Genomic DNA, 23,825 nt, shown 5'->3' on the forward strand with positions numbered 1-23,825 from the left:
GTTTGCCTCAGCCTTGCTTGAGAATCCTGGCAGTTTCTTCGAGCCCCTCGGGCGTGCCGACGACCATGAGTACGTCACCAGCGGTGAACAGAAAGTCGGGAGTGGGGGAGGGATGAACCTGGCCGGCGCGCATGACCGCGACGACGGACACGCCCGTGCGACTACGCAGGGCCGCGTCACCGAGGGTGTGACCGTCGTACGGGGACCCGGGCTTGATCGACATCGGCTTCGTACTGATGCCGGGAAGCTCCCGTTGCTCCTCGATCAGCTGCGCGACCAACTGCGGAGCGCCGAGCAGGTTGGCGAGTGTGCCCGCTTCCTCCGCGGTGAGCTGAAGCGAAGCCAGGCACGCGTCGGGGTCCTCCGCCTTGGACACGATGAGTTCGATCATGCCGTCGCGATGCGTGATGACACCCACACGGCGGCCGTTGTTCAACGCGAAGTCCTTACGGACGCCGATTCCCGGCAAGGGGGTTACGTCGACGTTCACGGGTCCACGGTAGCGCATGGAGGGGGCGTGTCTTTCGGAGGTCGGTTCGAAAGAACGGAGGTCGGGATCGGATGCCGAGGCGACGGCTCGGGGGTCTCGATCGGGGACGGCGTTCCGGATCTCAATTCATGGATTCTACTATGAAATCGGCGTCGAGAAACTGAGAAGATCATCACGCCTTGCAATGGGCTGCGCTTACTGTGATCGGGAAAGGTTGTCCCGTAAGATGGGACCGCGGGGTTCTTGACGATCAGTACGCTGTATGCGCTGACTGTCCCCCGTCGAGCCCGATGACAATGTTTCCGATCCGAGACGGCGGTGGAACGTATGCTTGTGGCGATTCTCGCCCATTTCGCCGTCGCGGCGCTGCTGCCCGCGGTCGCGCGCAGGTGGGGGAGGGTCGCCTTCGTCGTCGGGGGTGTGCTGTCCGCCGCTACTCTCGCCATATTACTCCTTTTCCACTCCGGCGGAGCTTTCGGCGATCCCGGCGATGCCGTGGAACAGACGGTGGCGTGGGCGCCGTCCATCGATTTGGAAATCACGCTCCGAATCGATTCCCTTTCGGTGCTCATGTCGTTGCTCGTCTCCGGAATCGGCGCGCTGGTTCTTTTCTACTACGCGTGCTACGCGAAACCCGGTGACAAGAACATCGGCCGGAATTCCACGCTGTTGGTGACGTTCGCGGGGGCGATGCTGGGGCTCGTTCTCGTCGACGACGTCTTCTCCCTGTACCTGTTCTGGGAACTGACGACCGTGTGCTCGTTCCTGCTCGTCGGCGGGGACGGCACGACGAAGCGCTCGCGCCGGTCCGCCACGCAGGCGTTGCTGGTCACCGCCGCCGGCGGGCTGTCGATGCTGCTGGGGTTGATCCTGCTCGCGACGGCGGCCGGGACGGTCCGCGTGTCGGAGATCGTGGCCGACCCGCCGTCCCCGGGGCCGATGGTCAGCGTCGCGGTAGTGCTCGTGCTCGCGGGCGCCTTCACGAAGTCCGCCCAGTTCCCGTTCCACTTCTGGCTGCCCGCCGCGATGGTCGCGCCCACGCCGGTGAGCGCCTACCTGCACGCCGCGGCCATGGTGAAGGCCGGGGTCTACCTCGTCGCGCGCTTCGCTCCGGGGTTCTCCGCGATGCCGGCCTGGTGGGTCCCGGTGGTGGTGCTCGGGCTGTGGACCATGCTCCTCGGCGCCGTGCGAGCGCTGCGGCAGAACGACCTCAAGACGCTGCTCGCGTTTGGTACCGTGAGCCAATTGGGATTTTTGATGGTTTTGGTCGGTTCGGGCGGTTTTGTGTCCGCCCTGGCCGGCGCCACGCTTATTCTCGCGCACGGGTTGTTCAAATCGACACTTTTTCTCGTCACCGGCGTTATCGACAAACGCGCCGGAACGCGAGACCTGAGGCATTTGTCCGGTCTGGGTCGCCGGTGGCCCCTGCTGGCCGGGGTGGCGGCACTCGCGGCGGCGTCGATGGCGGGGGTGCCGCCGCTGCTGGGCTTCGTCGGCAAGGAGACGGTGCTGGAGGCGTTCCTGCACGGGGACGTCCTCGGGCGTGGCGTGAGCACGATCGTCCTGGTGGGACTGGTGATCGGCTCGGCGCTCACCGCGGCGTACAGCCTCCGGTTCCTGGTGGGGGCATTCGGAACCCGGCCGGACGTCGAGCCGACCGCGGTCGACCGGCCGGGAGCGCTGTTCGTGGCCCCGATCCTCGTGCCCGCCACGGCGAGTCTCGTGCTCGGCCTCGTCCCGTCCTGGGTGGAGGTCCTCGCGGGACGCTACGCCGAGGCCTATCCCCTCGGTGAGGAGCGCTATCACCTCGCGTTGTGGCACGGGGTGAACGTGCCCCTCCTCCTGTCGGCGGCCATCCTGGTGGCCGGTTACGGCGCCTACAAGGCCACCTGGGTGCTCCGCCGGTTCGCGGGCCGGCTGCCCAGGGCGTTGCAGGCGGAACCGTCGTATCAGGCCACGATGGGCGCGCTCGACCGGAGCGCCCGGTGGCTCACCGGTCGGTTGCAGGTCGGTTCGCTGCCGGTCTACCTCGGCGTGATCATCGTGACGATGTCGCTGGCGCCCACGTTGGGTCTGCTGGGCGGCGTCGGTGAGCAGACCGCCCTGCGTTTCGCCGACTCGTGGATCCAACCGGTGCTGGTGGTGGTGATGCTCGCCGCGGCGGGCGCCGTCGTGCTCACGCGTCGCCGACTGACGGCCGTGCTGCTGACCGGGTTGGTCGGCTACAGCATCGGTGCGCTCTTCGTGGTCGAAGGTGGCGTGGACCTCGCGCTGGCACAGTTCCTCGTGGAGTCGCTCACGCTCGTCGTGTTCGTGTTCGTGCTGCGCCGCTTCCCGGCCCGGTTCGGACAGGACCGGCCGCGTCCTCGGGGAGTGCGCTGGATCAAGGCGACCATCGCCGCCGTCGGTGGCACCGTCGTGGCGGTCCTCGCGGTGATCGTCTCCGGAGCGCGCAGCGGCCTGCCCGAGACCAGCCGGGAGTACATCGCCCGCGCCGAGCCCGAGGCCGGGGCCTCGAACGTCGTGAACGCGATCATCGTCGATTTCCGGGCCTTCGACACCTTGGGAGAGGTCACGGTGCTGGCCGTGGCCGCGATCGGGGCGGCGAGCCTCATCCTCGCCGCTCACCGTCAGCGTCGGCGGCCGAGCGACGTGGTCGAGAACACGGACGCCGCCGCGGAGGAGTCCGTGCCCGAGCGGACGGACGACGAATCCAGGCCCAAGGAAGGGGCGCCCTCGTGACCGCATCTCGTACCGACGCCGTCGCGAACCTGTGGTGGGACACCTGTGACCGCCCCCGCGAGCACTGGCTGATGCGGGAAAGTGAACAGACCCGCTGGCCTCGGTCGCTGCTGCTCGAAGTGTGTCTGCGCATCGTCTTCCCGACGGTGCTGCTCGTGGCGGTCTACCTGTTGTTCGCGGGTCACACGCGGGCGGGCGGCGGATTCAGCGCCGGGCTCGTGGCCGGGCTGGCGTTCGTCCTGCGATACGTCGCGGGTGGCTCGCTGACGGGACTTCGCCGTCCCTGGGTGCAACCGCCCGTGATCATGGGGTTCGGCCTGATCGTGGTGGTCGCGAGCGCGATCGTGCCGGTCTTCTTCGACCTTCCCCTGCTGTCCAGTGCCGTGTGGAAGGTCGACGTCCCGGTGCTGGGGTCGTTGAAGATCGCGACGAGCCTCGGGTTCGACACCGGCGTCTTCCTGCTCATCATCGGCGTCGTCCTGAACCTGCTGCGAACGCTCGGAGAAGGAATCCAACGGGGGGAACTGGAGAACGAACTGAACGACCAGCAGCCGGGGGACGCGAGCACGTGACGATCAATCTGACCATGGCGGTGGCCCTCGCCGGGCTCTACACCGTGGGGTTCTACCTGCTCATGCAACGATCGCTGATGCGCGTGGTCATCGGCATCGCGATCCTCGGCCACGGGGCGAACCTGTTCCTCCAGGTCGCGGGTGGCCCACCCGGTGAGCCCTCCTTCGTCGGGGAGGCCGTCGCCGAGCTCATGGTGGACCCGCTGCCCCAGGCGCTCGCACTCACGGCGATCGTCATCACGTTCGCCCTCACCACGTTCCTGCTGGCGCTGGCGTTCCGCTCGTGGGTCCTGCTCGGCCATGACGAGGTGCAGGACGACGTCGAGGACCGCCAAGTGGCCGTCCGTCAGGCTCGCGCCGTGGAGGAGAGCTCGTCGCCGGACGTCACCGACTCCGACACCACCGCCGAGGCGGAGGAAGCGTCGGAGGACGCTCCCGAGACCCCGAGGGAGGTCCGCCGATGACCGTGCTGCTCGCCCTTCCCGTCCTGCTGCCGCTGCTCGGCGCGGCGCTGTCTTTGCTCCTCGGCACTCGGCCCGATCTGCAACGCGTGATCGGCATGACCGTCCTCAGCGCCGTCGTCGTCATCGCGTCGGTGCTGGTGTACGCCACCGACACCGAGGGACCGGTGGTGCTGCAACTCGGCGGTTACGCCGCGCCGTTCGGCATCACCCTGATCGCGGATCGGCTCGCCTCGTTGCTGCTGCTCGTGTCGGCGGTGGTGACGTTGGCGGTGCTGGTGTTCTCCATCGGACAGCGCATCACCGACTACGGCCGGGAGATCGCGTCCACGACGTTCCAGCCCGCGTATCTGGTGCTGTGCGCGGGTGTCTCGCTGGCCTACATCACCGGCGACCTGTTCAACCTGTTCGTGGCGTTCGAGATCATGCTCTCGGCGTCGTACGTGCTCATCACACGCCGTACCAGCGCCCGACGGGTGCGGGCGGGGATGACGTACGTGATCGTGAGTCTCACGTCGTCGCTGCTGTTCCTGACGATGATCGGGCTGGTGTACGCGGCGACGGGCACCATCAACCTCGCCGACCTGTCGGTAGCGTTCCGGGACCTGTCGCCGGGCGTGCAGACGAGCATCGCGTTGCTCGCCACCGTTGTGTTCGGCATCAAGAGCGCGCTGGTCCCGTTGCACTTCTGGCTCCCGGACAGCTATCCGACGGCACCGGCGCCCATCACGGCCGTGTTCGCGGGCCTGCTCACGAAGGTCGGCGTGTACGCGCTGATCCGCACGCACACGCTGGTGTTCCAGAACGATGTCGTGTGGAACGTGCTGCTGGTGGTGGCGATCCTGACCATGATCGTCGGTGCCCTCGGGGCCATCGCCCAGGAGGACATCAACCGGTTGCTGTCGTTCCTGTTGGTCAGCCACATCGGCTTCATGTTGTTCGGGCTGGGCATGGCCACCGTCGTCGGCGTGACCGGCGCGATCCTCTACGTCGTCCACCACATCACCGTGCAGGCGGCGTTGTTCCTGGTCAGCGGCCTGCTGACCAGGCGAACGGGAACGGTGTCGCTGCGGGAGATGTCCGGTGTCGCCAAGAGCGCGCCGTTGATCGCGGCCCTGTTCGCGGTGCCCGCGCTCAACCTCGCAGGGATCCCGCCGTTCTCCGGCTTCATCGCCAAGATCACGCTGTTCCGCGCCGGGGCCGAGAGCACTACGGTGCTCGCGTACACGGCCACGGCCGCCGCGGTGCTGACGAGCTTCCTCACCTTGTACGCCATGACCCGCGTGTGGGTCGGCGCGTTCTGGGGCGCGAAACGCGAGCCGTTCCCCGACGACGACCCCACCGACGAACTCACCGTGGGGACGGGGCTCACCAACCGGCCGATGGTGTTCGCCACGAGCGTGCTGGTGGCGGCGGGCGTGGTCATCGCGCTCGCCGCGGGGCCGCTGTCGGCGATGAGCGAACGGGCCGCGGAGGACCTCATGGGCGGCGACCAGTACCGCGGCGTGGTGCTCACCGAAGGGAGGGGCTGACATGCAGAACGGAATGCGTCGGTTCTCCCCGCTGCTCGCCCCGTGGCTCCTGCTGGTGTGGGTGCTGCTGTGGCGTTCGGTCGAACCGCTCGTGCTGGTCTCCGGCGTGATCGTCACGGCCGCGGTGTTGCTGATGTTCCCCTTCAGCCCCGTGCGGTCACCGCTGCTGCTCCGTCCTCACCGGCTCCTCGGTCTCGCGGCGTATTTGGTGTGGGACCTGGTCAGCTCGGGTGTGCGGGTCGGATGGGACGCCGCGCGGTACGGCCCCCGCACCAAGGCGGTCATCGTCGAGGTGCCGATCCTCGTGGACCGTGACTTCCTGGTGGTCTCGGCGGCCAACCTGGTGTCCCTGGCTCCGGGAACGTTCGTGCTGCACATCGACCGGCCCAGGGGTTGTTTCTACATCTACGCGCTGGGCGTGTACTCGCCCGATGTGGAGCCGCACGTCCACAGTGCCATGAGGATGCAGGTCAGGGTGGCCAAGGCGTTCGGCACCGCCGACGAGATCCGCACCGCGGTCGAACGTGCGCGGAGCTTCGGCGCCGAGGCGAGCCGGACGGAGGTCGCCGCGTGAGCCACCCGAACACCGCCCCCGAGCCGACTTGTGAGGAAAAGCAGTGACCGTCGTCTACATCGCCACCCTGGCCATTCTCGCCGTGGCCGGACTGCTCACCCTGATCCGCCTGATCAAGGGGCCGTGGATCCTCGACCGCGCTATGGCCCTCGACGTGCTCGTCGTTCTCATCGTCGCGGGATTCGCCGTGAACATGGCGATGACCGACTCCGTGCTCTCGCTGCCGATCCTGGTGTGCACGGCGTTGCTGGGCTTCGTCGGCACGCTCAGCGTCGTCAGGCTCACCGAGGGCCGGAAGGAGCACCGCTGATGTGGATCGACGTCGTCTCCAGCGTCCTCCTGCTCCTCGGAGCCCTGTTCTGCGCGGTGGGCGCGTTCGGGCTGCTGCGGTTCCCCGACCTGCTCAGCCGGTTGCAGGCCGCGACGAAGCCCCAGACCGTGGGGCTGATCATGGTGCTGCTCGGCGCGGCGCTCCAGCTTCAGATCGTGGACGCCTTCGGCCTGGTCCTCGTGGCGCTGTTGCAGGTGGTGACGGCCCCCGTCCTGTCGCAGCTCGTCGGCAGGGCCGCCTACCGGATCGGTGCCGTGGAGAGGTCCTCCCTCGTGCGGGACCACCTGGGCGACCGCCTGCGCCGGGAAGGCTTTCCCACCCCGGAGGGGCGTCCGGGGGACCGGTGAGACGAGTCTCATCACACCACCGGGCACAATGAGACCCGCACGCGCGGCCGCCCTCCGGGGCGTGACCGGCGGACGAACACGAGACGATCATGAAGTGGCGAGGAGTGGGCCCGGTGGCTCAAGCGCTGTGTGGCGTGGTGGCATTGGACGGTCCGTCGGGAACCGGCAAGACGACGGCGGCGCGGAGGCTGGCCACCGAACTGAACGCCGGGTACCTGGACACCGGGGCCATGTATCGCGTGGCCACGCTGGCGGTGCTGCGGGCCGGGGTCGATCCCACCGACGCGGAGGCCGTCGTGGCGGTGGTGCGGCGGACGCGGATCGACGTGGCCACCGATCCGAGCGCGCCGAGGGCGCTGTTGGACGGAACGGACGTCAGCGTCGAGATCCGCACGGAGGAGGTCAACCGAGCCGTCTCCCCGGTTTCGGCGGTGCCGGAGGTCCGGGAGCTCCTCGTGAGCGAGCAGCGTCGAGCCATCCGCGAGGCCGTCGACAACGGCGGCGGCATCGTGGTCGACGGCCGGGACATCGGAACGGTGGTCGTCCCGGACGCGCCGCTCAAGGTCTTCCTCACCGCGTCGGCCGACGTGCGGGCGCGGCGGCGCAGCGCCCAGGACATGGCGGCGGGCCGGGCCTCCTCCTTCGAGGAGGCGAAGGCCTCCGTGCAGCGCCGCGACCACCTGGACTCGACGCGGGCGACCTCGCCGCTGCGGGCCGCCGACGACGCCGTGCTGCTCGACACCTCCGACCTGACGATCGACGAGGTCACCGCGAAGCTCACCGAACTCGTGGAGGGTCGGGGGCTGCTCGGCGACGAGGTCGCGGGAACGCGCCGGTGACTCCCGTGACCCGAGCGGACGGACAGGGCCTGCCGCCCGGAGCGATACCGTGGCTGCACGATCTGGGCAGGCTCATCGCCCGCCTGCTCTACCGGCCCGCGTACCGGCTGCGGGTCCGGGGCATGGAGCGGGTGCCGCGCACCGGTCCCGTCGTGCTCGTCGCCAACCACAGCACGATGCTGGAACCGCAGCTCATCTTCGGAATGTTGCCGCGGCGCTCGGTGTTCCTCGTCAAGAAGGAGATGTTCACCGGCGCGGTCGGGTGGGGGCTGCGCCGTATCGGACAGGTACCGGTACGGCGCGGTTCCCCGGATCGCACCGCGCTGCTGACTGTCACCGACGTGCTGCGGGACGGCGGACTGGTGGGCGTGTTCCCCGAGGGCACTCGCGGCGCGGGGGACGTGAGCCAAGCACAGCGGGGAGCGGCGTGGCTGGTGCGAGCGACCGGTGCCGTGGTGCTCCCGGTGGCGGTGCGGGGGACACTACGACCCCGGAGGACGTGGCGACGCCCGCGTCCGGTGATCGACGTGGTGGTCGGTGACCCGTTCACCCTCGACGTCGGCAAGGGACGAGCCGGTCTCGTCCGGGCCACCGACCGGCTTCGGGAGACCCTCGCCGCGCTCGTGCGCGCCGTTGACGACGAGCGTGCCCGCCGAGACCGCGAGAACTGACGATTCCGGGGGAGCGCCCCCGGCAGGACAGGCAGAACGAGGGAAGAGACGACGCATGACCGAACTGGACGGAACCTGGTCCGACGAGGCGGAGTTCCTCCGACTCGACGCTGCCGCCGCCGAGGAAACGTACCCGGAGGCGGGCGAACCGCCGCAGCCCGTGGTGGCCGTCGTCGGCAGGCCGAACGTCGGCAAGTCCACGCTGGTGAACCGCATCCTGGGCCGTCGGGAGGCGGTCGTTCAGGACACGCCGGGCGTGACGAGGGACCGCATCGCCTACGACGCTTCCTGGCGCGGCCGCCGCTTCACGCTGGTGGACACCGGTGGCTGGGAGCCGGGCGCGTCGGGCCTGCAGGCCTCGGTCGCGGCCCAGGCCGAGCTGGCGATGTCCACGGCCGACGTGGTGCTGCTCGTGGTGGACGCCTCCGTGGGAGCCACCGCGACCGACGAGGCCGTGGCCAAGGTCCTGCGCCGCTCGAAGCGGCCCGTGATCCTCGCGGCGAACAAGGTCGACGACGAGCGGCTCCTGGCCGAGGCGGCGTCGTTGTGGTCCCTCGGGCTGGGCGAGCCGAGGCCGGTGAGCGCGCTGCACGGGCGCAGCTCCGGTGACCTGCTCGACGCCGTCGTGGAGGCCCTGCCGGACGCCCCCCGCGAAACCGACCGGGCCACCGCGGGGCCGAGGCGGGTGGCTCTGGTGGGCAAGCCCAACGTCGGCAAGTCGAGTCTGCTGAACAAGCTGACGGGCGAGCAGCGCGCCGTGGTCGACTCCGTGGCGGGCACCACGGTGGACCCGGTGGACTCGCTGGTCGAACTCGACGGCCAGCTCTGGCGTTTCGTGGACACCGCGGGGCTGCGCAAGCGGGTGCAGACGGCGAGCGGCACCGAGTACTACGCCTCCCTGCGCACCAAGACCGCCATCGACGCGGCGGAGGTGGCCATCGTGCTGCTCGACGCCAGCGAGCCGCTGTCGGAGCAGGACCTGCGCATCGTCACCACCGTCGCGGACGCGGGACGGGCGCTGGTGCTCGCGTTCAACAAGTGGGACCTCGTGGACGAGGACCGCCGCCACCAGCTCGAACGAGAGGTCGATCGAGGGTTGGTGCGCGTGCCGTGGGCGGAGCGGGTGAACGTGTCGGCCCTGACCGGACGAGCCGTGCGCAAACTCGCCCCCGCTCTCCGAACCGCCTTGGCGTCGTGGGAGCAGCGCGTGCCCACCGGACAGCTCAACAGTTGGCTGTCCGACCTCATCGCCGCCACTCCGCCCCCGGTGCGTGGCGGCAAGCAGCCGAAGGTGCTCTTCGCCACGCAGGCGGGGGTGCGGCCGCCCACGCTGGTGCTGTTCACCACGGGCTTCCTGGAGGCGGGCTACCGCCGGTTCATCGAGCGCAAGTTCCGCGAGCGCTTCGGGTTCACGGGCACCCCGGTCCGGATCAACGTCCGAGTGCGGGAGAAGAAGCCCAGGAAGAAGTGACGTGCGCGGGCTCAGAGCACGGGCTCGCGCAGCGGCACCGTGACGAGTGAGGGGTCGCCCGCCGGGCTGCCCCTGTCCACCCACCGGGCGAGGCGCTCGGGGGTGAACAACTCGTCGATGACCATGAACGCCGCACCGACGAGCCCCGCTCGGTTGCTGAGCGTGGAGCGCGTAATGCGCAGTTCCCGTGTCGCGAGCGGCAGTGATCGCCGGTAGACGGTCTCCCGCACGGCGGCCAGCAGCAGGTCGCCCGCTCGCGACACTCCGCCACCGATGACCACGAGGGCGGGGTTGTAGAAGCTGACGAGCGTCGCCAGCAAGCTGCCGATGAGCCGTCCGGCGCGGGTCAGCAGCTCCACCGACGTGCGGTCGCCGCTTTGCGCCGCGCGGGAGACGTCGGCCGCCGTCACCGTACCGGTGGAGGCGAGCACCTCGGCGAGGAACGGGCTGCGGCCCTGCTTCGCCGCGGCCAGCCCGTCGCGGGCCAGTGCCGCGCCGCCCGCGTACGCCTCCAGGCACCCCGTGTTGCCGCACCGGCACACGACGTCGTCCTCGTCGGAGGCCGCCGCGTGCCCGATGTCGCCCGCGCAGCCCTGGCTGCCCCGGTGCAACGTGCCACCGGACACCAGGCCCGCACCGATACCGGTGCCGATCTTCACGTAGAGGATGTCCCGCTGACCCCTCGCCGAGCCGGCCCGCAGCTCGCCGAGCGCCATGGTGTTCACCTCGTTGTCCACCCAGACCGGGGTGTCGTAGCGGCGCGCGAGACGTTCGCGCACCGGGTAGCCGTCCCAGCCGGGCATGATCGGTGGCGCGCTCGGCCGTCCCGTGGCGAACTCCACCGGACCGGGAAGGCCGATGCCCACTCCCCACACCGCGAGGTCCGGGGCGGCGAGTTCGGTACGCACCTGGTCGAGCAGTTCGTCGAAGATCTGCTCGACGCGGTCCAGCACGGGGTCCGGTCCCGCCGCGATGTCGTGCCCCTCGGTGTGCTCGGCCAGCACCGTTCCGGTGAGGTCGGTGACTCCGACGCTGATGCCGGTGGCACCGAGTTCCGCGGCGAGGATCACTCCCGCTTGCGCGCGAAACCGGAGCTCACGGGGCGCTCGCCCGCCACTGGAGGGCCCGAGGGCTCCTTCCTCCAGCAAACCACACGCCGTGAGTTGGTTCACTCGCTGTGTGACGACGGTGCGGCCGAGGCCCGAACGCCGGCCGATCTCCGGCCGGGTCCTCGCGGTACCCGAACGCACGAGATCGAGCACGGTGGCCAGGCTGTCGACGTGATCACCGACCGGCATCGTCGGGATTGTTGGTCCGGATTGAGACACCTGCACCCGCTCCATCTTTCCATCATGGGCCGCCTCGAAATGGCACCCTCGGGTGGTGTGGTGGGATTGAACGGGCGTCAGCAGGCGTTACCCCTGTGAGGCAGACGTGGTGAGGTCAGGAGGTTGACGTGGATCGCAATCCGGAGCAGCTGTACGACCTGGACTCCGGGGTCTTCGTGCCGGAAGAGGCGGTGCTGCTCTACCACTTCGACGGATTCGTCGACGCGGGCTCGGCAGGGAGGACCCTCGTTGACCACCTGCGGTCGGAATTCGACGGACCCGTGGTGGCGCGGTTCGACGTCGACCGGCTGCTCGACTACCGCTCGCGGCGGCCCGTGATGACGTTCGCCGCCGACCACTGGGCCGACTACGACGAACCGGAGCTGGTCGTGCGCCTGTTGCACGACTCCGACGGAACACCCCTGCTGCTGTTCACCGGCCCGGAGCCCGACACGCAGTGGGAGACGTTCATCGCCGCCGTGCGCGGCCTGGTGCAGCGCTGGCGGGTGCGGCTGTCGGTCACCGCGCACGGCATCCCGATGGGCGTGCCGCACACCAGGCCGCTGGGCATCACCGCCCACGCGACCCGCCCCGAACTCACGCGCAGCCACCGGGCCACCTTCAACCACGTGCAGGTGCCGGGCAGCGCCGGGGCGTTGTTGCAGTACCGGCTCGGCCAGGCGGGGCACGACGTGGTGGGGTTCGCCGTCCACGTCCCGCACTATCTCGCGCAGTCGCGGTACCCGGCCGCGGCGCTGCGGCTGAGCGACGCGGTGTCCGAGGCGACCGGCTTGCGCATCCCTCAGGCTGGTCTGCGGGAAGCCGCGCACGCCGCGAACCTGGAGGTCGACCGTCAGGTCCGGGAGAGCGCCGAGGTCGCGGACGTGGTCGCCGCGCTGGAACGGCAGTACGACGCCTTCACCGAGGCGAGCCCGGAGAGCAACCTGCTCGCCGACACCGAGGAGATGCCCAGCGGCGACGAGTTGGCCGCGCACTTCGAGCGCTTCCTCGCCGAGCAGCAGCAGGGCCGCTCCGAACCGGGGGAGAATTGACGACCGGGCCGCCCCTCGTTCGGGTTCGCGGGGTGAGGAAGGCAGCGTGACGCGGCGGACACGACCGCCGATCGCGCTGCCATTCGTTTCTCCACCGGCTCGTGGCGTCGACCGGGGTCCTCGGCGCCCGTGCCGAGCCCTTCGTCCGTGTCGGTGGGTTTCGGGGCGCACACGCCCGGTGGAAGGCCGGAGATCCCGTGTCGAATGTCCTACCGGGTCCCACGTGAAGGGGAGGGGGCGGTCCTTCGGTCCGTCGACAAAAGACAAACCCCGCCCCGGAGCTTTCCGGGACGGGGCTGGTGGTGCGCGATACTGGGATCGAACCAGTGACCTCTACCGTGTCAAGGTAGCGCTCTCCCGCTGAGCTAATCGCGCGAGGCGGAGACGGGAATCGAACCCGTGTACAGGGCTTTGCAGGCCCTTGCCTGAACCACTCGGCCACTCCGCCGTGTGTGTGGATCAAGCGCGAGCTCGATCCAACTGCGGAATGCCGCCGCAGTCGAGCGGACGACGGGACTCGAACCCGCGACCCTCACCTTGGCAAGGTGATGCGCTACCAACTGCGCTACGTCCGCAATCTCCGACTCCGTGTCACTCGGCCTCTCGGTCGGTGACCCGTCGTCGTCGTGTGGAAAGAACTTTATCCGATGCCCTTCCGGCCGTTTTCACCGGGGGTGGTCATGTTCTCGCGCAAGCCTCTGATCAGCCAAGATCATGCGGAATCAGCCTCGTGAGCGCGTCGTCGACGTCGACCCACAGGTGTTCGTTGCCGGGCAGCACGACGTCGTAGGTCTGGTCGAGGAAGTCGGCCAGCTCCTGGGCGGAGGCTTCGAACATCGCGTGACCGGAAGGCGAGTTCAGTTCGACGAAGACGGAGTCGGGGTCCTCGATCGACGGCTTGATGCGCACGTCGCCGTCGCCCGCCTCGCCGAGCAGGCCGTCGGCCAGGAGGTCGCGGGCGAAGACCCACTCGACCCAACCGGCGCGTCCCGTGCGGAACGCCGCCACGACCGCGTACGGATCGCGGGTGTCGTACCGCAGTTCCACCTTCACCGGAACCGGAGGCGTTCGCGGCGCGAGAAGGTCGAAGACCGCCGTGGACCGGAGCGTGACGTGATCGTTTCGCATGTCGTTACCCTTCTGCTCCCTTCCGGCCGGCTTCGGCCGTGTCCTACGGGTGTGACGCACTCCGGCGCCGGCTCGATCACCTTGAGTCCGAACATCACCCAAACGTGTGCGTCGCGTGGGAGGCCCCGGTACATCCTGCTTGCTTGCCGGGGCGAAGGACAGACAAGTCGCGCGAATGTTGCAGCGGACACCCGGCGGGTGCCGGACCGCCGTGCGTCCTCGTTTCGGGCTCGCATCGACCTGTCACCAGTGGAAACGGCTCTCGGTGCTCCCGCCGCGATCCCGTTGCCGCCCCAAAAGGGGACCCCGCTTTCGGGGCGCGATCAGCCTCCGCTACAGTTGTTCCCACAACAGCACAGGGCGATTAGCTCAGCGGGAGAGCGCTTCGTTCACACCGAAGAGGTCACTGGTTCGATCCCAGTATCGCCCACCACGACGATTCAGTTGTTTTCCTTGCAGGGCCCGGCATTCGCCGGGTCTTTCTCATGTTCCCGTGGTCATTGGTTCCAACCAGCCGCGACGGGCACACACCCCGGCCCGAGTGAACAGTTCGGACACGGTGTGCTGCTGATTTCACGGCGTCGGCCGGGTAACGGCCACGAGGTCCACCCACCACGGCGGGTGTTCGCTCACTCACGGCGACAAGCGATGTCTTCCGACGTGCCACGACGTCTGCTCGACGTCACGATCTCGCGAGGTCGCCGGGATGAACTTGGTCGGGGCCGGGAACAACCGTTCTCGGTGCCTCCCACGGTAGTGGGCGACCCGGGGATTGTGACGTTCCTGTTACCACGACCACCTTGTGCTCGACATCACAGCGGGGCCGGGTGTGAGTGTGGTCTCCTGGGAGGCTTGTCCGCGTGACCCGAGGTCGGGGCGGCCGATGTGAGGGCTAGCATCGTGCGTGCACGTCAAACCACTTTCGCAAGGGAGTTCCCCGTGTCGCAGTCGTCGTCCGCCGCAGTCTCGTCCGCCTCGCGCGTGGTGGTGCGAGCAGGCACTACGGCGGGTGCCGCGGTACGTGAGGCGGGTTACCCCAGCAAGGGTGCCGAGGCCATCGTCGTCGTGCGTGACCCCTCCGGGGCCCTTCGAGACCTCGCGTGGACGCCGGACGCCGACGTCGAGGTGGAGCCGGTCGCGGCCAACACCGAGGACGGCAGGAGTGTGATCCGGCACTCGGCCGCGCACGTGCTCGCGCAGGCCGTGCAGCAGCAGTTCCCCGAGGCCAAGCTGGGTATCGGGCCGCCCATCAAGGATGGCTTCTACTACGACTTCGCGGTCGACCGGCCGTTCACCCCCGAGGACCTCGAAGCGCTCGAGAAGCGCATGAAGCAGATCATCAAGGGCGCCCAGCAGTTCTCGCGTCGCGTGGTGCCCTCGGTGGAGGACGCCAAGGCCGAACTCGCCGACGAGCCGTTCAAGCTCGAACTGGTGGACCTCAAGTCGGGCGGCGACGCCGACGCCGTCGACACCTCCGAGGTGATGGAGGTCGGCGCGGGCGAGTTGACCATCTACGACAACCTCGATCCGCGGACCAAGGAGCGGGTGTGGGGCGATCTGTGCCGGGGTCCGCACGTGCCCACCACCAAGTACATCCCCGCGTTCAAGCTCACCCGTGTCGCGGCGGCCTACTGGCGCGGTGACGAGAAGAACCCGCAGCTGCAGCGCATCTACGGCACCGCGTGGGAGTCGAAGGAAGCGCAAGAGGCCTACCTGGAGATGCTGGCCGAGGCCGAGCGGCGCGACCACCGCAAGCTCGGCGCGGAGCTCGACCTGTTCTCGTTCCCGGACGAGATCGGGTCGGGGCTGCCCGTGTTCCACCCCAAGGGGGGTGTGATCCGCAAGGAGCTGGAGGACTACTCGCGGCGTCGCCACGAGGAGGCGGGCTACCAGTTCGTCAACACGCCCCACATCACCAAGGGGCAGTTGTTCGAGACCTCGGGGCACCTGCACTGGTACCGCGAGGGCATGTATCCGGGCATGCACCTCGACGCGGAGTACAACGACGACGGCAGTGTGCGCAAGCCCGGCCAGGAGTACTTCCTGAAGCCGATGAACTGCCCCATGCACAACCTCATCTACCGCTCGCGAGGGCGCAGCTACCGTGAGCTGCCGTTGCGGTTGTTCGAGTTCGGCACCGTGTACCGCTACGAGAAGTCCGGTGTCGTGCACGGCCTCACGCGGGCGCGGGGCTTTACTCAGGACGACGCGCACATCTACTGCACCGTCGACCAGATGCACGACGAGATCAAGTCGCTGCTGCAGTTCGTGCTCGACCTGCTGCGCGACTACGGTCTCGACGACTTCTACCTGGAACTGTCCACACGAGACCCGGAGAAGTCCATCGGCAGCGACGAGGAGTGGGAGCGGGCCACGAACGCGCTGCGCGAGGCGGCCGAGGCCAGTGGGCTGGACCTGGTGCTCGATCCGGGTGGCGCGGCCTTCTACGCGCCGAAGATCAGCGTTCAGGTCAAGGACGCCATCGGCCGGAGCTGGCAGATGTCCACCATCCAGGTGGACCTCATGGAGCCGGAACTGTTCGAGCTGGAGTACCAGGCCGCCGACGGGTCGCGGCAGCGCCCGGTGATGATCCACCGCGCCCTGTTCGGGTCGATGGAACGGTTCTTCGGCGTGCTCACGGAGCACTACGCGGGCGCGTTCCCCGCGTGGCTGTCGCCGATCCAGGTGGTGGGCATCCCCGTCGCCGACGCGCACGTGGAGCACCTCCGGGGCGTCGAGAAGGCGTTGCGTGAGCGGGGAATCCGGGTCGAGGTGGACGCCGGCGACGACCGCATGCAGAAGAAGATCCGCACCCACACCACGCAGAAGGTGCCGTTCCTGCTGATCGCGGGTGGCAAGGACGTGGAGGCGGATGCCGTGTCGTTCCGCTTCCGCGACGGCAGCCAGATCAACGGGGTTCCCGTGGCGACGGCCGTGGATGCCGTGGCCGACTGGATCGCGCGCCGGGAGAACGCGTCGCCGACCGCGGAGACGATGGGAGCCCTCGTTGGCCGGTGAGCGGGGCGAGGACCGGACGTTCGTGGAACAGGACGGGGTGGGGGTCCCCGACCAGCTTCAGCGGTTGTGGACCCCTCACCGGATGGCCTACATCCGGGGAGAGAACAAGCCCGACGGCGACGGTGAGAGCGGGTGCCCGTTCTGTCGACTGGCCGGTTTGGACGACGAGACGGCGCTGATCCTCGCGCGCGGTGAGACCGTCTTCGCGGTGCTCAACCTCTACCCGTACAACCCCGGACACCTCATGGTGGTGCCGTACCGGCACGTGGCCGACTACACGGACCTCACGGCCGAGGAGACGGCCGAGGTGGCCGACTTCACCAAGCGGGCGATGCGGGTGATCAGGACGGTGTCGCAGGCCCACGGGTTCAACATCGGACTGAACCAGGGGGTCGCGGCGGGAGCGGGAATCGCCGCCCACCTGCACCAGCACGTGGTGCCGAGGTGGGGCGGCGACTCCAACTTCATGCCGGTCATCGGTCACACGAAGGTGCTGCCGCAACTGCTCGGGGAGACTCGGAAGTTGCTCGCCGAGGCGTGGTGAGGTCTCAGTCCCGGAGCCCGGCCTCGATGTCGAGTTCGATGATGACCTTGTCGCTGACGACCGCCGAGGGGATGCCCGCGCCGACCCCGAAGTCCGAGCGCTTGATCTCCGTGCGGGCCGCCACGCCGATCACCTTGCTGCCCTCGGTCAGGCCGGGGCCGAAGCCGCCGAGCTCGGCGGTCAGCGTCACGGGCTTGGTGACGCCGCGCACGGTCAGCTCGCCGTCGATGAGGTAGTCCTCGCCGTCGACGCGGATGCCCGTGGAGCGGAAGCTCAGCGTGGGGTGGTTCTCGACGTCGAGGAAGTCGGCGCCGCGCACGTGGTCGTCGCGCTGCTGGTTGGTGGTGTCGATGCTCGCGGCCCGCATGGTGGCCGTCACCGAGGAGTCGGTGATGTTCTCCGCGGTGACGATCTCGCCGCTGACGTCGGTGAACCGGCCGCGCAGGCGCGTGACACCGAGGTGCCGCACGACGAAGCTCACGTTGGAGTGCACCGGGTCGATCGTCCAGGTACCGGTGAGGTAGCCGGGGATCTCGGTCGTACTGGTGGTCATGGAACTCCTCGCATCAGTGTGGTTGAGCGTTCAAGCAAAATGATAATAGAGTTGATTGAGCGCTCAACCAAGTGGTCCGTGAGGTTAGAATGGACGTCATGTCGGCACCTCGATGGCTCACGTCGGAAGAACAGCGCGTGTGGCGCGACTTCTCGGCCGCCATCGACATGCTCCGAGCCCACCTCGAAACGCAACTGCAACGCGACGCGGGCATGCCGACTACTTACTACTCCGTCCTGGTCGCCCTCTCGGAGGCCCCCGGCCGAGTGCTCAGGATGAGCGATCTCGCGCTCGCCACGCGTTCCTCCCGGAGCAGACTGTCGCACGCCGTCGCCCGTATGGAGGCCAACGGCTGGATCCGCAGGGAGACGTGTCCCACGGACAAACGGGGCGCGTTCGCCCACCTCACCGACGCCGGGCTCCGAGCCATTCGCGACGCCGCCCCCGGACACGTCGAGGCGGTGCGCGAGGCCCTGTTCGACGCGCTCACCCCGGAACAGGTCCGTCAGCTCGGTGAGATCAGCAAGGCGATCACCGACCGATTGACCCCGGCCTGCGCCCGCGCCCAGGCGGCCGAGTCGGAGACGGCCACGGGCTCCCACGGCACCGTGGAACCGGCCGCCGACAGTCGTCTGTGACACGCGGTGTAGGGGCGAAAGACGCTGGAGTGATGGTGGCTCGATAGGGTTTGCTTGCCGAGTTGATCCGCACTCGCCAGCAAGCACCCGTAGGATGAGATGCTCAACATCTTCGCGCGCGCGTCCGTGTCTCGCGTTACCGACCCGATCGGTGCCGCCTTGGTGCGCGTCGGGCTGACCCCGAACGCGATGACTCTCATTGGCACCGCGGGTGCCATCGCGGGAGCCCTGGCGTTCTTCCCGACCGGGATGCTGCTCGCGGGCACCTTCGTGGTGTGGGGCTTCGTCATGCTCGACCTGCTCGATGGAGCGATGGCGAGGGCGAAGGGGAGCACGCCGTTCGGAGCGGTGCTCGACGCCACGTGCGACCGGTTGGTGGACGGTGCGGTGTTCGCGGCCATCGCCTGGTGGGCGTTCGTCGTGGCGGACAATCCCAGGGTGGCCGCGGCCGCGTTGCTGTCCCTCGTGCTCGCGCAGGTCATCTCCTACGTCAAGGCGAGAGCGGAGGCCTCCGGGTTCGGTGACGCGGCCAACGGAGGACTCGTCGAACGTGCCGAGCGACTGATCATCGCACTCGTGGGGACGGGATTGCAGGGGCTGGGAGTGCCGTACGCCATCGAGGGATCGCAGTGGCTGCTCGCCGTGCTCTCGGTGGTCACTCTGGGCCAGCGCGTCACGGCTGTGGCCATGGCGGCGAGGAAGGCGCGACTGTGAGCAAGCAGCGGCTCGTGGAATGGGGTTATGCCACGGCGTGGCGCTTGGTGCCGAAACTGCCGGAGACGTTCGTCACCGCGATGTTCGCCCTGGGGGCCGACATCGCCGCCCGGCGGGATCGGGGTGGCGCCGCGAGACTGCGCCGCAACCTCGCCAGAGTGGTGCCGCAGGCGGGTCCCGTGGAGCTGGAGGACCTCACCCGCCGGGCCATGCGCTCGTATGCCCGCTACTGGCAGGAGGCGTTCTGTCTGCCGTCGATGGACGCCGAGGCCGTGCGCGGCCGGGTGGACGTCACGGGGATCGAGTACCTCGACGCGGCCCTCGAGGAGGGCAACGGGGCGGTGCTCGCGCTGCCGCACACGGGCAACTGGGACGTCGCGGGCGTGTGGCTGGTGGGACACTCCGGCAACTTCACCACGGTGGCGGAGCGCCTGCGGCCGGAGTCGCTGTACGAGCGGTTCGTCGCCTACCGCGAGTCGCTCGGGTTCGAGGTCGTTCCCGCCGACGGGAGCGTGTCCTTCCGGCTGTTGCTGCGGCGGCTCCGAGAGAACAAGGTGGTGTGCCTGGTCGGCGATCGCGATCTCACCGGCTCGGGTGTGCCGGTGACGTTCTTCGGGGAGAAGGCGACGTTCCCCGCGGGTCCCGCGAGGCTGGCCTTGAGCACCGGGGCCGCGCTGTTGCCGGTGGGATGCTGGTTCACCGACGGCGGCTGGGCGCTGCGGGTGCATCCCCGCATTCGGGTCAACACCCGCGAGGAGGTGCCCGCCGCGACGCAGGCGCTCGCCGACGTCTTCGCTGGGGACATCGCGGCACACCCCACGGACTGGCACATGCTCCAGCCGTTCTGGCTCACCGACCACGAGAACGACACCGACGACGAGGCGGCCCGGTCGGACGAACGGAGCGCGTCATGAAGGTCGGCATCGTGTGCCCGTACTCCTTCGACGTGCCCGGCGGAGTGCAGGGGCACGTCGTGGACCTCGCCAAGGAGTTGCGTTCGCTCGGGCACACCGTGTCGGTGCTCGCCCCCGGTGACGACGAGAGCGCGCACCTTCCCGACTTCGTCCAACCCGCGGGCCGCGCGGTCGGCATTCCGTACAACGGTTCGGTGGCACGACTGCAGTTCGGCCCCGTCTCGTACGCGCGGGTGCGGCGCTGGCTGCGTGACCACGACTTCGACGTGCTGCATCTGCACGAACCGACGGCGCCGAGCCTGTCGTTGTTGGCGTTGACGGTGGCCGAGGGCCCCATCGTCGCCACGTTCCATACCTCCACCCCCCGGTCCCGCACGCTGGCGGCCTTCGAGCCGGTGTTGCGTCCGCTGATGGAGAAGGTGACCGCGCGTATCGCGGTGTCGGCGCTGGCCCGGCGGGTTCAGGTGGAACACCTCGGTGGGGACGCCGTGGAGATCCCCAACGGGGTGGACACCGCCTTCTTCTCCGGCGCCGAACCGCTGGAGGGGTATCCGCGTCCGGGTGGCACGATCGGATTCGTCGGCCGGTACACCGAGCCCCGGAAAGGGATGGGGGTGCTGCTCGAAGCGCTCCGGCTGCTGGCGCCCGAGTTGCCGGAGCTGCGGCTGCTGGTCGTCGGACGCGGGGAGGCCGAGACGCTGTACCGGGAGGCGGGGCCCGAACTCGCGGCGCGGTTGGACCTGCTCGGACAGGTGGACGACGAGACCAAGGCGCGGGCGCTGCGCAGCGTGGACGTCTACTGCGCTCCCAACACCGGTGGGGAGAGTTTCGGGATGATCCTCACCGAGGCCATGGCGGCGGGCACCCCCGTGGTGGCCAGCGCGCTCGATTCGTTCCGCCGCGTGCTCGACGACGGCAACGCCGGGGTGCTGGTGCCCACCGGCGACGCCGAGGCCTTGGCGAGCGCGCTGCGGGAGTTGATCGCCGACCCGGTGCGCCGGGCCTCCCTGGCGGACGCGGCCAGCCGTCACGTCGCGCGCTACGACTGGGGCACGGTCGTGAAACAGGTCGTCCGCGTGTACGAGACGGCGATCGCGGCCGACCCCCGCAAGGTCGGTGCCGAGAGTGGCGTTCTGCGATGACGACCTGGCTGGTGGTGCTCGCGCTCGTCGTGGCGCTGGTGGTGGCGAGTGCGCTGTGGCTGGTCGCCACCGCGAACCGACTCGACCGGCTGCACGTGCGCATGGACGCGGGCTGGGCCGCCCTCGACGCCGCGCTCGCGCGTCGGGCGGTGGTGGCCAGGACGGTGGCGGCGAGCGCGCTGAGTGGGGAGGACGCCGAGGAGCTCAAGTCCGCGGCCGACCGGGCCGAACGCGCGCCTCGTCCGGAGCGGGAGTCCGCGGAGAACGAACTCACGCTCCGGCTCGCCGAGGTCGACCGACGGAGGTTGCCCGCCGGGCTCAACGACGAGCTGGCCGACGCGGAGGAGCGCGTGGTCATCGCCCGCCGGGTCTACAACGACGCGGTGCGCGACACGTTGGCACTGCGGCGCCGCCGGCGGGTGCGGTACTTCCGGCTCGCGGGAACGGCCCGGCGTCCGGAGTACTTCGAGATCGCCGAGCCCGACCTCGTGGCACCCCCGAACTCCTGAGAGCCGAATCAGGCTCGGGCCTTGGCGGGGTCTCGCGCCGGGAGTTTCTGCGGGGCGACTTCGTAGCGGGCGTGGTGCCGGGTGAAGCTTGCCCGACCGGAGGTGAGCGAGCGGAGGTCCACGGGGTAGCGCACCAGCTCGGCCGACGGCACCTCGGCACGGATGAGGGTGTGTCCGCCCTCCAACGACTCGGTGCCCAGCACCCGGCCCCGTCGGGAGGACAGATCACCCAGCACGGCGCCGAGGTAACTGTCGGGCAGCCGGACGACGACCTCGTCGAGCGGTTCGAGCGTCACGAGCCCGGCCTTGGCCGCCGCGTCCTTCACCGCGAGTGCCCCGGCGGTCTGGAACGCGGCATCGGAGGAGTCCACACTGTGGGCCTTGCCGTCGAACAGGGTGACGCGCACGTCCACCACGGGATCGTCGCCGCCGATGCCCTCGCGCAACTGCGCGCGTACCCCTTTCTCCACGCTGGGAATGAACTGGTGGGGAATCACGCCGCCGACGATGCGGTCGACGAATTCCACCCCCTCGCCGCGGGGAAGGGGCTCCACCGACACGTCGCACACCGCGTACTGCCCGTGGCCACCGGACTGTTTGACGTGGCGGCCGTGGCCCTCGGCGGACCGGGCGAACGTGGCGCGGCGGCTGGTGCGCACGGGCTCGGTGGTCACCTCCGCGCCCCCGGCCCGGAGCATGGACAGCACGACGTCCGCGTGCGCCTCGCCCATGCACCACAACACCAGTTGTCCGGTCTCCGCGTTGTGCTCCAGCCGTAGCGTCGGGTCGCCCGCGACGAGTCTCGACAGGTTGCGGGCGAGGGTGTCCTCGTCACTGCGGGTCTGGGCGACGACGGCGACGGGCAGCAACGGCTCGGGCATCTCCCACGGCGCGATGAGCAGGGGATCGTCGGTGCCCGACACGGTGTCGCCGGTCTCGGCGGAGGTGAGTTTCGTCAGCGCGCACACGTCGCCCGCCACGCAGTGGGGCACTTCCCGGAGAGCGGCTCCGAGTGGGGAGTACAGGTGCGCCACCCGCTCGTCGGCGTCGTGTTCGTCGTGGCCTCGGTCGGTGAGGCCGTGGCCGCTGACGTGGATCGTCCGTTCGGGACGGAGCGTTCCCGAGAACACCCTGACGAGCGACACCCGGCCCACGTAGGAGTCGACGGAGGTGTGCACGACCTCGGCGGCGAGCGGACCGTCGGGATCGGGGGCCAGCCGGGGATGGGGGATGCCCTCCGGCGTGGTGGCCGTCGGCGGTGCGTGCTCCAGCGGGGAGGGAAACGCGCGGGCGATGCCGTCGAGGATCTCGGCCGTCCCCACGCCCGTCTGCGCGCACGCGGGGATCACCGGATGAAACGTGCCCCGAGCGACGGCCTGCTCCAGGTCGGTGATCAGGGTGTCCTCGGAGATCGGCTCCCCGGCGAGGTAGCGGTCCATGAGGGTCTCGTCCTCGCTCTCGGCGATGATGCCCTCGATCAGCGCGTCACGGGCCTCCGACAGGCGTTCGGCGTCCTCCGACCCGACGTCGTCGAGCCGCGGGGGATGGCCGTTCGAGTAGTCGTAACGGCGTTGTGTCACCAGTCCGACCAGGGCCGGGTCGCCGTCTCCCGTCGGGAGGTACAGCGGGAGGACTCCCGCGCCGAACGCCTCCCGGCAGGCCGCGATCGTCGCGTCGACGTTGGCGCGAGCGTGGTCGAGACGCGACACGACGACGGCGCGCGGCAGGCCCGCGGCGGCGCATTCCTCCCACAGCGAGACGGTCGCGGGGTCGATGCCGTGGCCCGCGCTCACGACGAACAACACGGCGTCGGCGGCGCGGAGTCCGGCCCGGACCTCGCCCACGAAGTCGGCGTAGCCCGGCGTGTCGATGAGGTTGATCTTGATGTCGCCGTGGACGACGGGAGCGACGGCGAGACCGACGGAACGCTGCTGCCGGATGGCGGCTTGATCATGGTCACACACGGTGGTGCCCTCGACCACGGACCCGGCCCTGTTGAGGGTCTTCGCGGCGACGAGCAGGGCCTCGGTGAGGGTGGTCTTCCCGGAACCGGAGGGGCCGACGAGTGCGACGTTGCGTACCCTGCCGGGATCCTCCACGGCGACCGCGGTCGCCGAGCCGCTGGTTTTGACGTTCTTCTCGGCCATCACGGCCTCCTGCGACGCTGGCGGATGCTGTGCTTTCGAGCACACACCCGATCGGGGCGCCTGGCAAGACGGGCGGGCACGGGGCGGCTGCCACCCCGAAGTGGACTT

23 protein-coding genes and 4 tRNA genes are annotated in these 23,825 nt (G+C 69.4%); 19 read left to right on the top strand and 8 right to left on the bottom strand.

Annotated features, from left to right (window positions below):
- Nucleotides 1-7 precede the first annotated feature (7 nt).
- Nucleotides 8-490 carry a cation:proton antiporter regulatory subunit gene (locus tag SACGLDRAFT_RS08060; RefSeq protein ID WP_040919730.1) on the bottom strand — a complete coding sequence of 161 codons (483 nt, stop codon included), beginning with the start codon at nt 488-490 and terminating at the stop codon, nt 8-10.
- A 327-nt stretch (nt 491-817) separates the two neighbouring features.
- Here SACGLDRAFT_RS08060 and mbhE point away from each other — a divergent pair, with 327 nt between their 5' ends.
- The 10 genes from mbhE (at nt 818) to der (ending at nt 10,030) form a co-directional block, all read left to right on the top strand.
- On the top strand, nt 818-3,232 hold the full coding sequence (mbhE, locus tag SACGLDRAFT_RS08065; RefSeq protein WP_005463445.1) for a hydrogen gas-evolving membrane-bound hydrogenase subunit E: 2,415 nt from the start codon (nt 818-820) through the stop codon (nt 3,230-3,232).
- A complete protein-coding gene (locus SACGLDRAFT_RS08070; RefSeq protein ID WP_005463447.1) occupies nt 3,229-3,804 on the top strand; it encodes an MnhB domain-containing protein in 576 nt (191 codons plus the stop codon). Before mbhE ends, SACGLDRAFT_RS08070 begins: the two co-directional genes overlap by 4 nt.
- Nucleotides 3,801-4,268: a Na(+)/H(+) antiporter subunit C gene (locus SACGLDRAFT_RS08075; protein ID WP_005463449.1), complete on the top strand. Its 468-nt coding sequence runs from the start codon at nt 3,801-3,803 to the stop codon at nt 4,266-4,268. Before SACGLDRAFT_RS08070 ends, SACGLDRAFT_RS08075 begins: the two co-directional genes overlap by 4 nt.
- Nucleotides 4,265-5,797: a Na+/H+ antiporter subunit D gene (locus SACGLDRAFT_RS08080; RefSeq protein WP_005463451.1), complete on the top strand. Its 1,533-nt coding sequence runs from the start codon at nt 4,265-4,267 to the stop codon at nt 5,795-5,797. The genes SACGLDRAFT_RS08075 and SACGLDRAFT_RS08080 overlap by 4 nt, the downstream gene beginning before the upstream one ends.
- A 1-nt stretch (nt 5,798) precedes the next feature.
- Complete coding sequence (locus tag SACGLDRAFT_RS08085) at nt 5,799-6,371, top strand: Na+/H+ antiporter subunit E (protein ID WP_005463453.1); 573 nt, start codon at nt 5,799-5,801, stop codon at nt 6,369-6,371.
- 43 nt (nt 6,372-6,414) lie between these two features.
- Nucleotides 6,415-6,681 (top strand): monovalent cation/H+ antiporter complex subunit F, encoded by a 267-nt coding sequence (locus SACGLDRAFT_RS08090; protein ID WP_005463455.1) that lies wholly within the window; start codon nt 6,415-6,417, stop codon nt 6,679-6,681.
- A complete protein-coding gene (mnhG, locus tag SACGLDRAFT_RS08095) occupies nt 6,681-7,049 on the top strand; it encodes a monovalent cation/H(+) antiporter subunit G (RefSeq protein ID WP_005463457.1) in 369 nt (122 codons plus the stop codon). The genes SACGLDRAFT_RS08090 and mnhG overlap by 1 nt, the downstream gene beginning before the upstream one ends.
- Nucleotides 7,050-7,162: 113 nt before the next feature.
- A complete protein-coding gene (gene cmk / locus SACGLDRAFT_RS08100) occupies nt 7,163-7,888 on the top strand; it encodes a (d)CMP kinase (protein WP_005463459.1) in 726 nt (241 codons plus the stop codon).
- The gene (locus SACGLDRAFT_RS08105; RefSeq protein ID WP_005463461.1) at nt 7,885-8,559 is read left to right on the top strand and encodes a lysophospholipid acyltransferase family protein; all 675 of its coding nucleotides are present in this window, start codon (nt 7,885-7,887) and stop codon (nt 8,557-8,559) included. Before cmk ends, SACGLDRAFT_RS08105 begins: the two co-directional genes overlap by 4 nt.
- A gap of 55 nt (nt 8,560-8,614) precedes the next feature.
- Nucleotides 8,615-10,030, top strand: a complete 1,416-nt coding sequence (der, locus tag SACGLDRAFT_RS08110; protein WP_005463468.1) for a ribosome biogenesis GTPase Der — start codon at nt 8,615-8,617, stop codon at nt 10,028-10,030.
- A gap of 11 nt (nt 10,031-10,041) precedes the next feature.
- Here der and SACGLDRAFT_RS08115 read toward each other — a convergent pair whose 3' ends face one another.
- Nucleotides 10,042-11,328: an ROK family protein gene (locus SACGLDRAFT_RS08115; protein ID WP_005463470.1), complete on the bottom strand. Its 1,287-nt coding sequence runs from the start codon at nt 11,326-11,328 to the stop codon at nt 10,042-10,044.
- A gap of 158 nt (nt 11,329-11,486) precedes the next feature.
- Between SACGLDRAFT_RS08115 and SACGLDRAFT_RS08120 the strand changes: the two genes are divergently transcribed.
- Nucleotides 11,487-12,410 (top strand): proteasome assembly chaperone family protein, encoded by a 924-nt coding sequence (locus SACGLDRAFT_RS08120; protein WP_005463473.1) that lies wholly within the window; start codon nt 11,487-11,489, stop codon nt 12,408-12,410.
- 300 nt (nt 12,411-12,710) lie between these two features.
- Here the strand turns inward: SACGLDRAFT_RS08120 and SACGLDRAFT_RS08125 are convergent.
- From SACGLDRAFT_RS08125 to SACGLDRAFT_RS08140, 4 genes are all read right to left on the bottom strand, one after another.
- Nucleotides 12,711-12,785, bottom strand: a tRNA-Val gene (locus SACGLDRAFT_RS08125).
- A 1-nt stretch (nt 12,786) separates the two neighbouring features.
- Nucleotides 12,787-12,858: transfer RNA gene (locus SACGLDRAFT_RS08130), tRNA-Cys, on the bottom strand.
- Between the two features lie 54 nt (nt 12,859-12,912).
- Nucleotides 12,913-12,985 (bottom strand) — tRNA-Gly (locus SACGLDRAFT_RS08135).
- A 127-nt stretch (nt 12,986-13,112) separates the two neighbouring features.
- Nucleotides 13,113-13,538, bottom strand: a complete 426-nt coding sequence (locus SACGLDRAFT_RS08140) for an SsgA family sporulation/cell division regulator (RefSeq protein WP_005455582.1) — start codon at nt 13,536-13,538, stop codon at nt 13,113-13,115.
- 358 nt (nt 13,539-13,896) lie between these two features.
- Here SACGLDRAFT_RS08140 and SACGLDRAFT_RS08145 point away from each other — a divergent pair.
- The 3 genes from SACGLDRAFT_RS08145 to SACGLDRAFT_RS08155 all read left to right on the top strand — a co-directional run bounded on the left by SACGLDRAFT_RS08145 (nt 13,897) and on the right by SACGLDRAFT_RS08155 (nt 17,100).
- A tRNA-Val gene (locus SACGLDRAFT_RS08145) sits at nt 13,897-13,971 on the top strand.
- Between the two features lie 506 nt (nt 13,972-14,477).
- Nucleotides 14,478-16,556: a threonine--tRNA ligase gene (thrS, locus tag SACGLDRAFT_RS08150; RefSeq protein WP_005463474.1), complete on the top strand. Its 2,079-nt coding sequence runs from the start codon at nt 14,478-14,480 to the stop codon at nt 16,554-16,556.
- Nucleotides 16,546-17,100 (top strand): HIT family protein, encoded by a 555-nt coding sequence (locus tag SACGLDRAFT_RS08155; RefSeq protein WP_005463476.1) that lies wholly within the window; start codon nt 16,546-16,548, stop codon nt 17,098-17,100. Before thrS ends, SACGLDRAFT_RS08155 begins: the two co-directional genes overlap by 11 nt.
- 4 nt (nt 17,101-17,104) lie before the next feature.
- On the opposite strand, the gene SACGLDRAFT_RS08160 is transcribed toward SACGLDRAFT_RS08155, so the two are convergent.
- The gene (locus SACGLDRAFT_RS08160; protein ID WP_005463477.1) at nt 17,105-17,653 is read right to left on the bottom strand and encodes a YceI family protein; all 549 of its coding nucleotides are present in this window, start codon (nt 17,651-17,653) and stop codon (nt 17,105-17,107) included.
- A 98-nt stretch (nt 17,654-17,751) separates the two neighbouring features.
- Between SACGLDRAFT_RS08160 and SACGLDRAFT_RS08165 the strand changes: the two genes are divergently transcribed.
- The 5 genes from SACGLDRAFT_RS08165 to SACGLDRAFT_RS08185 all read left to right on the top strand — a co-directional run bounded on the left by SACGLDRAFT_RS08165 (nt 17,752) and on the right by SACGLDRAFT_RS08185 (nt 21,570).
- Nucleotides 17,752-18,291: a MarR family winged helix-turn-helix transcriptional regulator gene (locus SACGLDRAFT_RS08165; RefSeq protein ID WP_040919735.1), complete on the top strand. Its 540-nt coding sequence runs from the start codon at nt 17,752-17,754 to the stop codon at nt 18,289-18,291.
- A 99-nt stretch (nt 18,292-18,390) separates the two neighbouring features.
- Nucleotides 18,391-19,005, top strand: a complete 615-nt coding sequence (gene pgsA / locus SACGLDRAFT_RS08170; protein ID WP_005463484.1) for a phosphatidylinositol phosphate synthase — start codon at nt 18,391-18,393, stop codon at nt 19,003-19,005.
- Nucleotides 19,002-19,919: a phosphatidylinositol mannoside acyltransferase gene (locus SACGLDRAFT_RS08175; RefSeq protein ID WP_005463486.1), complete on the top strand. Its 918-nt coding sequence runs from the start codon at nt 19,002-19,004 to the stop codon at nt 19,917-19,919. Before pgsA ends, SACGLDRAFT_RS08175 begins: the two co-directional genes overlap by 4 nt.
- Entirely contained in the window at nt 19,916-21,061 is a 1,146-nt protein-coding gene (locus SACGLDRAFT_RS08180; RefSeq protein ID WP_005463494.1) for a glycosyltransferase family 4 protein, read from the top strand. Before SACGLDRAFT_RS08175 ends, SACGLDRAFT_RS08180 begins: the two co-directional genes overlap by 4 nt.
- Nucleotides 21,058-21,570, top strand: a complete 513-nt coding sequence (locus SACGLDRAFT_RS08185) for a hypothetical protein (RefSeq protein WP_005463496.1) — start codon at nt 21,058-21,060, stop codon at nt 21,568-21,570. The genes SACGLDRAFT_RS08180 and SACGLDRAFT_RS08185 overlap by 4 nt, the downstream gene beginning before the upstream one ends.
- Before the next feature lie 8 nt (nt 21,571-21,578).
- On the opposite strand, the gene SACGLDRAFT_RS08190 is transcribed toward SACGLDRAFT_RS08185, so the two are convergent.
- Entirely contained in the window at nt 21,579-23,717 is a 2,139-nt protein-coding gene (locus SACGLDRAFT_RS08190; protein ID WP_005463503.1) for an elongation factor G-like protein EF-G2, read from the bottom strand.
- Nucleotides 23,718-23,825: the final 108 nt, after the last annotated feature.

The organism is Saccharomonospora glauca K62 (assembly GCF_000243395.2).
In the GTDB taxonomy this organism is placed as follows: Bacteria; Actinomycetota; Actinomycetes; order Mycobacteriales; family Pseudonocardiaceae; genus Saccharomonospora; species Saccharomonospora glauca.

Bases quoted from the DNA above. Each gene is read 5' to 3' on its own strand.
- mnhG (WP_005463457.1), top strand. From the start codon at position 6,681: ATGTGGATCGACGTCGTCTCCAGCGTCCTCCTGCTCCTCGGAGCCCTG.
- SACGLDRAFT_RS08080 (WP_005463451.1), top strand. From the start codon at position 4,265: ATGACCGTGCTGCTCGCCCTTCCCGTCCTGCTGCCGCTGCTCGGCGCG.
- mbhE (WP_005463445.1), top strand. From the start codon at position 818: ATGCTTGTGGCGATTCTCGCCCATTTCGCCGTCGCGGCGCTGCTGCCC.
- SACGLDRAFT_RS08165 (WP_040919735.1), top strand. From the start codon at position 17,752: ATGTCGGCACCTCGATGGCTCACGTCGGAAGAACAGCGCGTGTGGCGC.
- der (WP_005463468.1), top strand. From the start codon at position 8,615: ATGACCGAACTGGACGGAACCTGGTCCGACGAGGCGGAGTTCCTCCGA.
- SACGLDRAFT_RS08140 (WP_005455582.1), bottom strand. From the start codon at position 13,538: ATGCGAAACGATCACGTCACGCTCCGGTCCACGGCGGTCTTCGACCTT.
- SACGLDRAFT_RS08180 (WP_005463494.1), top strand. From the start codon at position 19,916: ATGAAGGTCGGCATCGTGTGCCCGTACTCCTTCGACGTGCCCGGCGGA.
- pgsA (WP_005463484.1), top strand. From the start codon at position 18,391: ATGCTCAACATCTTCGCGCGCGCGTCCGTGTCTCGCGTTACCGACCCG.
- SACGLDRAFT_RS08190 (WP_005463503.1), bottom strand. From the start codon at position 23,717: ATGGCCGAGAAGAACGTCAAAACCAGCGGCTCGGCGACCGCGGTCGCC.
- SACGLDRAFT_RS08115 (WP_005463470.1), bottom strand. From the start codon at position 11,328: ATGCCGGTCGGTGATCACGTCGACAGCCTGGCCACCGTGCTCGATCTC.
- SACGLDRAFT_RS08085 (WP_005463453.1), top strand. From the start codon at position 5,799: ATGCAGAACGGAATGCGTCGGTTCTCCCCGCTGCTCGCCCCGTGGCTC.
- SACGLDRAFT_RS08185 (WP_005463496.1), top strand. From the start codon at position 21,058: ATGACGACCTGGCTGGTGGTGCTCGCGCTCGTCGTGGCGCTGGTGGTG.
- SACGLDRAFT_RS08160 (WP_005463477.1), bottom strand. From the start codon at position 17,653: ATGACCACCAGTACGACCGAGATCCCCGGCTACCTCACCGGTACCTGG.